The 12,507-nt window shown below is 69.4% G+C and carries 15 protein-coding genes; 9 read left to right on the top strand and 6 right to left on the bottom strand.

What is annotated here, in order from left to right; translation table 11 throughout:
* Positions 1–22 precede the first annotated feature (22 nt).
* From F9288_RS00180 to pdxH, 3 genes are read right to left on the bottom strand one after another with little or no spacing between them, the layout of a single operon-like run.
* A complete protein-coding gene (locus tag F9288_RS00180; RefSeq protein WP_174834767.1) occupies positions 23–820 on the bottom strand; it encodes a PhzF family phenazine biosynthesis protein in 798 nt (265 codons plus the stop codon).
* 16 nt (positions 821–836) lie between these two features.
* On the bottom strand, positions 837–1,784 hold the full coding sequence (locus tag F9288_RS00175; protein ID WP_174834766.1) for a cation diffusion facilitator family transporter: 948 nt from the start codon (positions 1,782–1,784) through the stop codon (positions 837–839).
* A complete protein-coding gene (gene pdxH, locus F9288_RS00170) occupies positions 1,781–2,362 on the bottom strand; it encodes a pyridoxamine 5'-phosphate oxidase (RefSeq protein ID WP_254621003.1) in 582 nt (193 codons plus the stop codon). The genes F9288_RS00175 and pdxH overlap by 4 nt, the downstream gene beginning before the upstream one ends.
* Positions 2,363–2,463: 101 nt before the next feature.
* Here pdxH and F9288_RS00165 point away from each other — a divergent pair, with 101 nt between their 5' ends.
* The gene (locus tag F9288_RS00165) at positions 2,464–3,207 is read left to right on the top strand and encodes a YebC/PmpR family DNA-binding transcriptional regulator (protein ID WP_174834764.1); all 744 of its coding nucleotides are present in this window, start codon (positions 2,464–2,466) and stop codon (positions 3,205–3,207) included.
* Positions 3,208–3,232: 25 nt separating this feature from the next.
* Entirely contained in the window at positions 3,233–3,727 is a 495-nt protein-coding gene (gene ruvC, locus F9288_RS00160; protein ID WP_174834763.1) for a crossover junction endodeoxyribonuclease RuvC, read from the top strand.
* A 31-nt stretch (positions 3,728–3,758) separates the two neighbouring features.
* Here ruvC and F9288_RS00155 read toward each other — a convergent pair whose 3' ends face one another.
* Entirely contained in the window at positions 3,759–4,565 is an 807-nt protein-coding gene (locus tag F9288_RS00155) for a hypothetical protein (RefSeq protein WP_174834762.1), read from the bottom strand.
* A gap of 172 nt (positions 4,566–4,737) precedes the next feature.
* Between F9288_RS00155 and ruvA the strand changes: the two genes are divergently transcribed.
* The 3 genes from ruvA to ruvB all read left to right on the top strand — a co-directional run bounded on the left by ruvA (position 4,738) and on the right by ruvB (position 6,991).
* Positions 4,738–5,340, top strand: a complete 603-nt coding sequence (gene ruvA, locus F9288_RS00150; protein ID WP_174834761.1) for a Holliday junction branch migration protein RuvA — start codon at positions 4,738–4,740, stop codon at positions 5,338–5,340.
* Between the two features lie 10 nt (positions 5,341–5,350).
* The gene (locus F9288_RS00145; RefSeq protein ID WP_174834760.1) at positions 5,351–5,773 is read left to right on the top strand and encodes an MAPEG family protein; all 423 of its coding nucleotides are present in this window, start codon (positions 5,351–5,353) and stop codon (positions 5,771–5,773) included.
* Positions 5,774–5,968: 195 nt separating this feature from the next.
* Positions 5,969–6,991 carry a Holliday junction branch migration DNA helicase RuvB gene (ruvB, locus tag F9288_RS00140; protein ID WP_174834759.1) on the top strand — a complete coding sequence of 341 codons (1,023 nt, stop codon included), beginning with the start codon at positions 5,969–5,971 and terminating at the stop codon, positions 6,989–6,991.
* A 216-nt stretch (positions 6,992–7,207) separates the two neighbouring features.
* Here ruvB and F9288_RS00135 read toward each other — a convergent pair whose 3' ends face one another.
* Together F9288_RS00135 and F9288_RS00130 are read right to left on the bottom strand one after the other, a co-directional pair.
* The gene (locus F9288_RS00135) at positions 7,208–7,603 is read right to left on the bottom strand and encodes a DUF3597 domain-containing protein (protein WP_174834758.1); all 396 of its coding nucleotides are present in this window, start codon (positions 7,601–7,603) and stop codon (positions 7,208–7,210) included.
* A gap of 125 nt (positions 7,604–7,728) precedes the next feature.
* Positions 7,729–8,517: an SDR family oxidoreductase gene (locus F9288_RS00130; RefSeq protein ID WP_174834757.1), complete on the bottom strand. Its 789-nt coding sequence runs from the start codon at positions 8,515–8,517 to the stop codon at positions 7,729–7,731.
* Between the two features lie 145 nt (positions 8,518–8,662).
* Between F9288_RS00130 and F9288_RS00125 the strand changes: the two genes are divergently transcribed.
* From F9288_RS00125 to F9288_RS00110, 4 genes are all read left to right on the top strand, one after another.
* On the top strand, positions 8,663–9,490 hold the full coding sequence (locus F9288_RS00125) for an SDR family NAD(P)-dependent oxidoreductase (RefSeq protein ID WP_174834756.1): 828 nt from the start codon (positions 8,663–8,665) through the stop codon (positions 9,488–9,490).
* Entirely contained in the window at positions 9,487–10,980 is a 1,494-nt protein-coding gene (locus F9288_RS00120; protein WP_368076185.1) for an MFS transporter, read from the top strand. The genes F9288_RS00125 and F9288_RS00120 overlap by 4 nt, the downstream gene beginning before the upstream one ends.
* 141 nt (positions 10,981–11,121) lie before the next feature.
* The gene (locus F9288_RS00115) at positions 11,122–11,709 is read left to right on the top strand and encodes a CHAP domain-containing protein (protein WP_254621002.1); all 588 of its coding nucleotides are present in this window, start codon (positions 11,122–11,124) and stop codon (positions 11,707–11,709) included.
* A gap of 118 nt (positions 11,710–11,827) precedes the next feature.
* Entirely contained in the window at positions 11,828–12,475 is a 648-nt protein-coding gene (locus F9288_RS00110) for a hypothetical protein (RefSeq protein ID WP_254621001.1), read from the top strand.
* Positions 12,476–12,507 lie beyond the last annotated feature (32 nt).

The following is a 12,507-nucleotide window of genomic DNA, read 5'->3' as shown; positions in this document are numbered from 1 at the left end:
GGTGAGCGGGGAGGGCGGTGTCTCACCCCAGCAGGAACGTCCCCTCGATCACCGTCACGCAATCGCCGCCCAGCACCGCGCGATCACCATCGAGGCGGCATGACAGCCGCCCGCCGCGCGCGCTCGCCTGGAACGCGCTGAACCTGTCACGCCCCAGCCGCTTCGCCCAATAAGGCGTCAGCACCGCATGGGCGGAGCCGGTCACCGGGTCTTCGTCGATCCCGTGCGCCGGCGCGAAGCAGCGGCTGATGATGTCGCTGTCGTCTCCCGGCGCGGAGACGATCGTCAGCCAGTCCCCCAGCTTCGCCAGCGCGCGGAAATCCGGATCGAGCGCGCGGACGATATCGGCGTTCTCCACCACGATCAGGCTGTAGCGGCTGGAATGCCACAGCGTCTCCACCGCCCCCGACAGCCCGAGCGCGGCGACGGCATCCGGCAATGGCTTCGGCGCGGGCGCCCATGCCGGCAGCTCCATCGCATAGCCCGCGCCGTCGCGCGCCACCTCCAGCACGCCGGCCATGCGCGTGCGGAAGCGCACCCGCTGGCGCGCGTCGTCGCTCGACAGCACGAAATGCCCGCTCGCCAGCGTGGCATGGCCGCACATCTCCACTTCGGCCACGGGGGTGAACCAGCGCAGCTCGAAATCCGCCGCGCCGCTCTTGTCGGGGATGAAGAAGGCGGTTTCGGAAAGGTTGTTCTCCGCCGCGATCTTCTGGAGCAATGCGTCGTCCAGCCACCCGGAGAGTGGCATCACCGCCGCCGGATTGCCGGTGAACGGCGCGCTCGCGAAGGCGTCGATCTGCGCGAAACCCAGTCTCATCGGCGTTGCTCCCGCATCATATCCGCTTGCCGAACCAGTGCGGCGTCACGTCCGCCTCGATCAGCGGATTGTCGGTATCCTCATAGCCTTCGGGATCGAGGTGGATCAGCACCTCCACCTTGGGGAAGGCGTCGCGCAGGCGATGCTCGACGTTGACGACGATCTCATGCGCCTCGGTGACGCTCAGGTCGCCGTCCACCTCCATGTGGAATTGCGCGAAATCGTGGCTGCCGGAGCGGCGCGTGCGGAAATCGTGGATGCCCCTGATCCCCGGCTGGCGCGCGGCGACCTCGATATAGGCGGCGCGCTGGTCCTCCGGCCATTCCTTGTCCATGAGCTGGTCGATCGCCTGGCTCGACGCCTGGAACGCGCCCCACGCCAGCCACAGCGCGATGGCGATGCCGAACACCGGGTCCGCCCAGTGCCAGCCGACGAACTGATCCAGCACCAGCGCGACGATCACCGATCCGTTGAGCAGCGCGTCGGACTGGTAGTGGAGGTTGTCGGCGAGGATCGCGATCGATCCGGTGCGGCGGATGATCGTGCGCTGATACCAGAGCAGGACGAGCGTCGCGCCGATCGCGATCGCCGAGACGACGATGCCCAGCCCCGCGTCGCGGGTCGGCTCGGGATCGCCGAACGCGGCCACGGCGCGCCATGCGATGCCGACCGCCGAGGCGGCGATCAGCGCGACCTGGAACAAGGCCGCCAGCGCCTCCGCCTTGCCGTGGCCGAAGCGGTGGTCGTGATCGGCCGGCTCCGCCGCCAGCCTGACGCCGTAGAGAGTGACGATGCTCGCGAGCAGGTCGAGCGCGGTGTCGGCGAGCGAGCCGAGCATCGCCACCGATCCGGTATGCCACGCGCCGAACCCCTTGAGCGCCAGCAGCGACGTGGCCATCGCCACGCTGGCAAGCGCGGCGCGCATCGCGAGCGGAATGACGCGGCGGCGCTCCTCGCCCGTCATGGGTAGAGCAACCCTTCGCGCCACCCGCGTGCGCCATCGGGCAGGAACAGGCGGCGTTCGTGCAGGCGATGGGCGCGATCCTGCCAGAACTCGATCCGCTCGGGCGTGACGCGATAGCCGCCCCAATGCGGCGGGCGCGGCACCTCGCGGCCTTCGAAGCGCGCCTTCACCTCCTCGAACCGCGCCTCGAACGTCTCGCGCCGGTCGAGCGGGCGCGATTGGTCCGACGCCCAGGCGCCGAGCTGCGAATCGCGGCTGCGTGTCGCGAAATAGGCGTCGCTCTCCGCGTCGCCCGCCAGCGTCACCGGCCCCTCGATGCGGATCTGGCGGCGCAGCGATTTCCAGTGGAACAGCAGCGCGGCATGCGGGTTCGCCGCGAGGTCGGCCGCCTTGCGCCCTTCACGGTTGGTGTAGAAGACGAACCCGTCGCGACCATGCCCCTTCAGCAGCACCATGCGCACCGACGGGCGCCCCTCGGCATCCGCCGTCGCCAGCGCCATCGCGTTGGAATCGTTCGGCTCGCTGGCGCGCGCCTCGGCATACCAGATGTCGAACAGGGCGAAGGGATCGGTGCTCATGCGCCCGTCCATAGCGGCGTCGCGCGCGCGACGCCATCGCGCGTCTCTTGAGCAGGCCCGCCCACGCGCCTACAGGACGCGCCACAGATTCCGGAGTTCCCATGGCAGGCCATTCCAAGTTCAAGAACATCATGCACCGCAAGGGCGCGCAGGATAAGAAGCGCTCGGCGGCCTTCTCCAAGCTCAGCCGCGAGATCACCGTCGCGGCGAAGATGGGCACGCCCGATCCCGACATGAACCCGCGCCTGCGCGCCGCCGTCAACGCGGCCAAGGCGGCGTCGATGCCGAAGGACAATATCCAACGCGCGATCGACAAGGCGAGCCGGGGCGACGCGGAGAATTACGAGGAAGTGCGCTACGAGGGCTTCGGCCCCGGCGGCGTCAGCCTCATCATCGAGGCGCTGACTGACAACCGCAACCGCACCGCGACCAACGTGCGCACGGCGGTGAGCAAGAATGGCGGCAATCTCGGCGCGTCCGGCTCGGTGAGCCACGGCTTCGACCGCATGGGCCTCATCACCTATCCGGCGAGCGCGGGCAACGCCGAGAAGGTGTTCGAGGCGGCGCTGGAAGCCGGAGCGGAGGACGTGCAGTCGAGCGAGGACGGACACGAGATATGGACGGCGCAGGCCGATCTCCACGAAGTCGCCCGCGCGCTGGAGCCGGTGCTGGGCGAATATGAGGGCGCGAAGCTCGCGTGGCGACCGCAAACGGTGGTGCAGGTCGACGAAAGCGACGCCGCGACCCTGTTCAAGCTGATCGACACGCTCGACGACGACGACGACGTGCAGCAGGTATGGGGCAATTACGAGGTTTCCGACGAAGTGATGGAAAAGCTGGGCTGATCGCATTGGCCTGCGGCGCGGCGCGATGATCATCCTCGGCCTCGATCCCGGCCTCGGCACGACCGGCTGGGGGGTGATCCGGGCGGAGGGGAACCGGCTGTCGCATATCGCCAACGGCCGGCTCGTCACCGACACCGCCGAGCCGCTCGCGCGGCGGCTGGCGCATCTCGATACGATGCTGGCGGCGATCATCGCGGATTATCAGCCCGCCGCCGCGGCGGTCGAGGAGGTGTTCGTCAACGTCAATCCGCAGTCGACGCTGAAGCTCGGTCAGGCGCGCGGGGTGATCCTGCTCGGCGTGGCGCGCGCGGGGATCGAGCCGGGCGAATATGCCGCGCGGCTGGTCAAGAAGGCGGTGGTCGGCGTCGGCAATGCCGAGAAGGCGCAGGTCCACGCGATGGTCGCGCGGCTGCTGCCCGGCACGAAGATCGCCGGCCCCGACGCGGCCGACGCGCTGGCGGTGGCGATCACCCACGCGCACCATCTCGCCAGCCGGCGCGCGGGGATCGTCCGCGCCTGAGGCCGCCGGGCGACCTCGGGCGCGGCGTCGCTCAATAGCGGCGGTGCCGGTATCCGCCGCGCCAGCCGTAACCGGGACGGCCATAGCCCGGCCGGCCGTAGCCGTAATGCCGGTAATACCAGTTGCGATACGGATAGGGGCGATAGGTCCAGCGGTTGTCGATGAACACCCACGGCCGATACCAGGCGGGCGCCGCATAATAATAGGGTTCGCCATAGCCCTCGTAATAGAACGCCGGCGCGCCGCCGCGCACGACATAGCCCGGCGGGCAGCCGGGGCTGGTCGCGCCGCTGCTCGCGCTGCCCACCGCCGCGCCGCCGACCGCGCCCATCACGCCCCCGACCGCGAGGCCGGCGCCGCGATCGTGCCGCCCGGCGACGCTCGATCCGAGCAGCGCGCCGAGCAGGCCGCCGATCACCGCGCCGGTGCCGGCGTTGTTGCCGGAGCGCACGCAATAACGCTGCGCCCAATCCTCGGCATAGGCTTCGTAGCGGCGGTCCTGGTCCTGCTGCTGCGTATAGGCCGGGTCCGCCTGATAGCCCGGTGGCGGGGGCGGCGGTTGCGTGCCGTCATAGCCTGGCGGCGGCGTGTTGGCATAAGCGTCCGACGGCGGCGGCGTATCGGGATAGGCCGGAGCGGACTGGTTGTACTGGTCGTATTGGCCGCCATAGGGCTGCGACGGGTAGCCCGAGGCTGGCGGCGGAGGCGGATAGTTCCCCGGCGGCGGCGGCGGCGGGGGCGGATAATCCTGGGCGGATACGGCGACAAGAGGAACCGCCACGGCGACGGCGCCCGCCGTCGCCCGCAACGTCAACGCACGCCAGTTCACGGTCATCATATGGGTGGACCTTATCGATGCTTGCGGAAAGCCTCCTATCGATATCACTGTTAACCGCCGCTGACGAACCCGTTTGCCGCGCTTCATCCCGCCTGTGCGCAAAGCCGCTTCCGCCGCCCCGCCGTTCCGGTTACGTACCGTCCATGCGATACCTTCCGTTCCGCGCCGCCCGATGATCGCGCACCTCAAGGGCCGGCTGGAATCGACCGGCGTGGATCATGCCGTGATCGACGTCGGCGGCGTCGGCTATCTCGTCGGCGCCTCCTCCCGCACGCTCGCCGCGATCGGGCCGGTGGGCGAGGCGTGCGTGCTGTTCACCGAGATGCTGGTGGGGGAGGAATTCATCCGCCTCGTCGGCTTCGCCCGCGCCGACGAGCGCGACTGGTTCCGCCTGCTGACCGGCGTGCAGGGCGTCGGCGCGCGGGTGGCGCTGGCGATCCTCTCCGCGCTGGAGCCGGCCGATCTGTCGCGCGCGATCGCCGCGCAGGACAAGGCGATGGTCGCGCGCGCCAACGGCGTCGGCCCCAAGCTCGCCGAGCGCATCGTGCGCGAGCTGAAGGACAAGGCGGGCGGCATCGCGCTCGGCCCCGGCGGGTCGGGCGCGGCGGCGCCGGTGGCGGGCGGCGCGGGCGCGGACGCCGTGTCGGCGCTGCTCAACCTCGGCTTCCGCCCGGCGGAGGCGAGCGGGGCGGTGGCGGCGGCGGAGGAGGAACTGGGCGGCAGCGCGACGCTCGACGCGCTGGTGCGGCTCGCGCTGCGCAAGGCGGCGAGGTGAGGCGCGCGCGATGACCGGCACCGCGATATTCTGGCCGATGGGCGCGCTGGCGTTGCTCACCTTCATCGTGCTGGGCCAGATACCGCTGCGGCGCTTCGCCGCGGTGCGGAAGAAGGAAGTGACGCCGGACGATTTCCGGTTCGGCGAATCCGCTCGGGTCGGCAGCCGTGTCGCCATCCCCAACAGGGCGATGATGAACCTGCTGGAACTGCCGATCCTTTTCTATGTCCTGTGCCTGATGGCGTTCGTTTCGGGCGGGGTGACGCCGCTGCTGCTGTGGCTCGCCTGGGCCTATGTCGGCCTGCGCTATGTCCACACGCTGATCCATATGACGTGGAACAATGTGGCCCATCGCCTCGTCCCCTTCGCGCTCGGCAATGTCGTGCTGATGGCGATGTGGGCGGTATTCTTCGCGAACCTCGCGATCCGGTGAGGCCGCGCCCGCCGCTGGCGGTTGTTCGTTTCGAGGCGTTGCGGCGGCCGCCGCGTCCCGATGGCATGCGCGGGCGTCATCCACGGCGCGTTCCTCCGGCATCCGCGTGACGCGAGCGTCGCCGGTCGCTTCCGCTTTCCTCAGCCGTCCGATTTTCGCTTCCCCCCGCCCGTGCGTTCCGTTTATGTCCCGGCGATGACCGATGCCGATCGCCTGCTGACCCCCGCCCGCCGGCCGGAGGATGTCGATGCGGCGCTGCGCCCCAGGACGCTCGACGAGTTCGTCGGGCAGAAGGCGGCGCGCGAGAATCTGCGTGTGTTCATCCAGGCGGCGCGGGCACGCGGCGACGCGCTCGATCACGTCCTGCTGTTCGGCCCGCCCGGCCTCGGCAAGACGACGCTGGCGCAGATCGTCGCGCGCGAGATGGGCGTGGGCTTCCGCGCCACCTCCGGTCCGGTGATCGCCAAGTCGGGCGATCTCGCGGCGCTGCTCACCAATCTCGAGGATGGCGACGTGCTGTTCATCGACGAGATTCATCGCCTTCAGCCGGCGGTGGAGGAAGTGCTCTATCCGGCGATGGAGGATCGCGCGCTCGACCTGATGATCGGCGAGGGGCCGTCGGCGCGGTCGGTGCGCATCGACCTGCCGCGCTTCACCCTCGTCGGCGCCACGACGCGGCAGGGGCTGCTCACCACGCCGCTGCGCGATCGCTTCGGCATCCCGGTGCGGCTGCAATTCTATACGGTGGACGAGCTTGAGCATGTCGTGTCGCGCGCCGCGCGGCTGCTCGACCTGCACATCGCGCGCGACGGCGCGGCGGAGATCGCGCGCCGCGCGCGGGGCACCCCGCGCATCGCCGGCCGGCTGCTGCGCCGCGTGCGCGACTTCGCCAATGTCGCCGGGGTCGCCGAGGTGGATGCGCTGGCCGCCGACCGAGCGCTCAACCGGCTGGAGGTCGACAAGCTCGGCCTCGACGCGATGGACCGGCGTTACCTCATGATGATCGCCGACATCTATCGCGGCGGGCCGGTGGGGGTGGAGACGCTTGCCGCCGGCCTCTCCGAGCCGCGCGACACGATCGAGGAGGTGATCGAGCCGTATCTGATCCAGCTCGGCCTCGTCGCCCGCACCGCGCGGGGGCGCATCCTCAACCCCGGCGGCTGGAAGCACCTCGGCCTCAACCCGCCGGTGGGCGGTCAGGACGGGCTGTTCGACTAGGGCGGATCGACATTCAGTTCTGGCGGGCTGCAAATGGCGCTTTCGCGTGCTTCCGGTGCTCACGGACCTTTAGTCCGCTGCGCGCCGGGTCACGCGAAACCACCATTTTCGCCGCGCCATCTCCTGAATGTCGATCCGCCCTAGGCTCTCGCCCTCAAACCAAAACGCCACCCCGATGCGGGGTGGCGCTGGTGGTTTCCGGCCGGTGCGGGCCGCTCAGTGATGAAGCAGGCTGTCCGGCACCTTGCCGCCGTTTTCAGCGAGCTTCTGCATCACCGCCTTGTGGAGCGCGATATTCTCCTCGGCGGAGCCGTCCGCGCCGGCATGGACGTCCAGCTCGTTCGCCAGTTCCTTGCGGGCGTCTAGGCTCGAATCCATGTCGAGCAGCTTGAGCAGGTCGACGATCGATACCTGCCAGTTGCCGCCGCCGCCCTTGCCGGCGGCGAGTTGCGTGAGCACCGCCTCGACATCGACCGGCTCGCTTGGCGGCGGGGGCGCTGCCGCGACGGCTGCGTCCGCCGTCGCTCCACCGGTGTCGGCCGGCGCGCTCGCTTCGGGCGCCGGCGCGTCATGGTGGAAAATCTTGTTCATGATCGTCGAAAAGATACCCACGCAATCCTCCATCACTTGAGTCGTTCAGGGGAGCCGCAAGGAATATCACGCGATCGGGGGCGGGCAACATGGTTGCGCCGGGGCGAGGGGAGCGCGAGCCGGCGGGGCGCCCCCCGCGTTGAAGCTCACGGATCGATGCTGGTGCCCAGGGCCGCGTTGACCAGCCCGCCGTCCACCACCAACGTGTCGCCCACCACATAATCCGACGCGCGGCTGGCGAGGAAGATCGCCGCGCCGGCCATGTCGTCGAAATTGCCGACGCGCCGCATCGGGATGCCTTTCGCCACCTCGTCGCCGTGGTCGCGCGCGGCGCGGTTCATCTCGCTGGCGAAGGCGCCGGGGGCGAGGCTGGTGACGATGATCCCGTCGTTCACCAGCCGCGCCGCCATCCGCTTGGTGAGATAGATCAGCGCCGACTTGGACGCATGATAGCTGTACGTCTCCCACGGATTGAGCCGCAGGCCGTCGATCGAGGTGATGTTGATCACCTTGGAGGGGCGGTCATGGCTGGCCTCGCGCTTCAGCATGTTGTGCAGCGCCTGCGTCAGGAAGAAGGGCGACTTGACGTTGAGGTCCATCACCTTGTCCCAGCCGCTCTCGGGGAAATCCTCGAACGGGGTGCCCCAGGCCGCGCCGGCATTGTTGACGAGGATGTCGAGCCGCTCCTCGCGCGCCGCCAGCGCCTCGGCGAGCGCCTTGCAGCCGGCGACGGTGGAGACGTCCTGCGGCAGCGGGATGCAGTTCGGGCCAAGCTCGGCGGCGGTCTCTTCGCAGGCCGCCGCCTTGCGCGAGGAGATATAGACCTTCGCGCCCTGCTCGATGAACGCCCTGGCGATGATCTTGCCGATCCCGCGCGACCCGCCGGTGACCAGCGCGATGCGCCCCTCCAGGCTGAAAAGATTGTTCAGGCTCATTCGACTCTCCCTCGAAATGCTTTCACCGCGCGCTAACGGACGGCCGCGCGACGGGCAAGTGCGGCAAACCGAAAATTCGAACGATGCTCGATTGACGTGGTTCAACCCCATACTATGCTGCCGAAAACACGCACAGGAGAGAGATATGCGCTTCACCAACAAGCGCGCCGTCGTGACCGGCGGCGCCTCCGGGATCGGTCGCGCGACCGCGATCCGGTTGGCGGAGGAGGGCGCCGATGTATGGATCGGCGACGTGGACGAGGCGGGCGGGCGCGAGGTGGCGGAAACCTCCAACGGCCGCATCCGCTTCCAGCGCTGCGACGTGACGAAGGCGGAGGATATCCGCGCGCTGGTCGAGGCGGCGGACGCGGCGGGCGGCCTCGACGTGCTGTTCAACAATGCCGGCGCGGGCGGCGCGCGCGAGCATATCGACGAGATCGCGCCCGACGATTGGGACCGCACGCAGACGCTGCTGCTGCGCTCGGTCGCGCTCGGCATCCGCTATGCGGCGCCGCTGATGGCGAAGCGTGGCGGCGGCGCGATCGTCAACACGTCGAGCGTCTCCGCGCTCGGCAGCGGCTACGCCCCGATCGCCTATTCGACCGCGAAGGCCGGCGTACTCCATCTCACCAAGGTCGCCGCCGCCGAGCTGGCGAAGGATTCGATCCGGGTGAATGCGGTCGTGCCGGGCTTCATCACCACCAACATCTTCGTCAGCGCGCTCGATCTGCCGGCGGACAAGCGCGCGGCGGCGAACCAGATGATCGGCGGCATCGCCGCGCACGCCCAGCCGGTGAAGCGCGCCGGCCGGCCGGAGGATATCGCGGCGGCGGTGGCCTATCTCGCGAGCGACGACGCGGCCTTCGTCACCGGCACGCACATCCTGGTCGACGGCGGCCTGACGATCGGCACGCGGCAGAGCTGGGATCCGACGATGCCGGGCATGTTCGAGGCATTGGAGTCGATGGCGTGAACGCTCCCGTCACGCCGGAAGCGGCGACGCCGGTGACCACTCCGCCGGCTCGCCGCCTCTCCAGGGGCGTGATGGGATGCTACGGTTTCGGCGCCGCCGCCTATGGCGTGAAGGACGCCGGCTTCGGCACCTTCCTGCTGCTGTTCTACAATCAGGTGGTCGGCGTGCCGGCGGCGACGGTCGGCTTCGTCGTGATGATCGCGCTGATCGTCGACGCCTTCGTCGATCCCACGGTCGGCTCGCTGTCCGATCGCACGCGCAGCCGCTGGGGGCGGCGGCATCCGTGGCTGTACGGCGCTGCGCTGCCGATCATGCTCGGCTGGATCGCGCTGTGGAATCCGCCGATCGGCCGGCCGGAGCCGGTGATCCTGCTGTGGCTGTTCGCGGTCGCGGTGATCGTGCGCAGCGCGGTCAGCGCCTATGAGGTGCCGAGCCAGGCGATGGCCGCCGAGCTGAGCGCCGATTATGACGAGCGCACGCGGATCATGTCCTATCGCTACCTGTTCGGCTGGGCCGGCGGGCTGCTGATGCTGATCTCCGCCTACGTCTGGTTCCTCGCGCCCGCGCCCGGCTATTCCAACGGGCTGCTCAACCCGGCGGGCTATCGCGGCTTCGCGCTGGCCGGGGCGCTGTTCATGGGGACGGCGATCTTCGTCTCGGCGATCGGCACGCATCGCGAGATCCCGCGCCTGCCCAGGCCGGAGATCGCGAAACAGTCGCTGGCGCAGAACATGCGCGACATCGCCGAGACGCTGAAGAACCGCGCCTTCGCCGTGCTGATGCTGGCGGGGGTGTGCGCCTATACGGGGCAGGGGATCATCTACGCGATCTCCAATTACATCGCCAGCTTCGTCTGGGGTTTCAAGGGGATGACGTTCGTCTGGTACAGCATCGCGCTGTTCGCGGGCGTGCTGGTCGCGTTCGTCGTCGCGCCGATCGTCGGGCGGCACGGCAGCAAGCCGAAGGTCGGCGCGACCGCCTCGGTGCTGGCGGCGGTGATCGGCACCACGCCTTTCTGGCTGCGTCATTTCGGCATGTTCCCGGCGGTCGGCGATCCGTGGCTGCTGCCGCTGGTGTTCCTTTTCGCCGGGGTCTCCACGGCGTGCAGCGTCACCGCCTATGTGCTTGGCGCGTCGATGCTGGCGGACGTGGTGGAGGAATCGGAATCGCGCACCGGGCGACGTTCCGAGGGGCTGTTCTTCGCCGGCGGCTTCTTCGTCCAGAAATGCACCAGCGGCATCGGCATCTTCGTCTGCGGGCTGATCCTCGCCGCCGCGAGCTTCCCCGCGAAAGCGGTGCCGGGGCAGGTGCCGGAGGCGACGCTCGACCGGCTGACCGTCATCTATTCCTGCTGCTATCTGCTATTCTATGGTGTCGGCGCCTTCTTCTACGCGCGCTTCCCGTTCGGGCGCGGGGAGCATGAGGCGCGGCTGGCGCAGCTCGCGGCGGCCGGCGTGCTCGATTCGGAACCGCGCGAACCCTTCGCATGACCGGCGGATGAAGCGCGTCCGGATCGAGTCATCGGCACGTCGAAACGACTCATCGGAAAAGGTTCCCGCGGTGCTTGGTTTCTTTAACCTCTGCCCGTAGCGACAGGTCCAACGAACGTCCTGTTGACCGGGGGGTCGCAAGTGAATTTGAAGGTTTTGGCGGCGCGATTCGCGCTGGTGGTAACGTGCGGCCTGATGGCCACCGGCCCGGCGGCTGCGCAGTTCTGGCAGTGCGCGCCCTATGCCCGCGAGATTTCCGGCATCGACATCCACGGCAACGCCAACACCTGGTGGGGCCAGGCCGCCGGTCGCTACGAGCGCGGCAACGCGCCGCGTGTCGGCGCGGTGCTGGCGTTCAAGGCGACGCACCGGATGCGCGTCGGCCATGTCGCGATGGTGTCGCGCGTCGTCAGCGACCGCGAGGTGCGGCTGACCCACGCCAACTGGTCGCGCCCCGGCCGCGTCGAGACCGATGTGCGCGCCGTCGACGTGTCCCCCAACAACGACTGGAGCGAGGTGAAGGTGTGGTACGCGCCGCAGGGCGATCTCGGCACCTCCAGCTATCCGACCAGCGGCTTCATCTACGCCGACGCCGATGCCGCCGGGGCGCCCGCCGCCGCGCAGCCCGCGATCGTCACCGACACGCGCAGCACGACCGCGCTGGCGAATATGGCGATCGCCGCCGCCGCCAAGGCGCCGGTGACGGGCGGGCTTTCGCTCGAACAGTGATTTTCCGGCGCGCGCGCGGCATTGCCAGCGCGCGCGGAACGATTATGGTGCAGACGCAACGGGGCCGCCTTCGATCGCAAGCGCGGCCCCATTTCGTGTTCGAGCCAAGGTAGTGCCAGTGACCTTTCGCCAAGCAGCCGCCCCGATCGTCCTTCTCGCCGCGCTGGGGGGTTGCGCCAAGACCGGAGACATCGATCTCACCTCCGGCGTCGGCATCACCGCCGTCCGCTCGGCCTGCCCGGTGGTGGGCGTTCCGGCGGGGACGGGGGACATCACCCTGTTCGATCCGGCGACGAGCCGCGATTCCAGCGCGATCGACGTGGTGGCGGATATCACCAACGTCCGTTCGACATGCGACGACAGCGGCGAGCAGGTGCTGACCAACGTCACCTTCGACGTGCGTGCGCGGCGGACGCGCGCGGACGGCCCGCGCGACGTGACCTTGCCTTATTTCATCACCATCGTCCGCGCCGGCAATGCCGTGGTCGCCAAGCGCGTCGGGCGGGTCGGGCTGCATTTCGACGCGGGCCAGACGCTCGCGTCCACCAGCGGGCAGGCGTCGACGAGCATCACCCGCGCCGCCGCCACGCTCTCGCCGGAGGTGCGCGCCAAGCTCAACCGCAAGCGCAAGGCGGGGCAGGAGGATGCGGCCATCGATCCGCTCAGCGCGCCGGATATCCGGCAGGCGGTGCTCTCGGCCAGCTTCGAGGCGCTGGTGGGCTTCCAGCTCACCGAGGATCAGCTCAAGTATAACGCCCAGCGGTAAGGGCCGAGCAGGCGGCCCCGGTCAGGCGCCTG

The organism is Sphingomonas sp. CL5.1, assembly GCF_013344685.1.
Lineage (GTDB): Bacteria > Pseudomonadota > Alphaproteobacteria > Sphingomonadales > Sphingomonadaceae > Sphingomonas.
The sequence above is the reverse complement of the archived record's forward strand: the minus strand, read 5'-3'. Positions and strand labels throughout refer to the sequence as shown.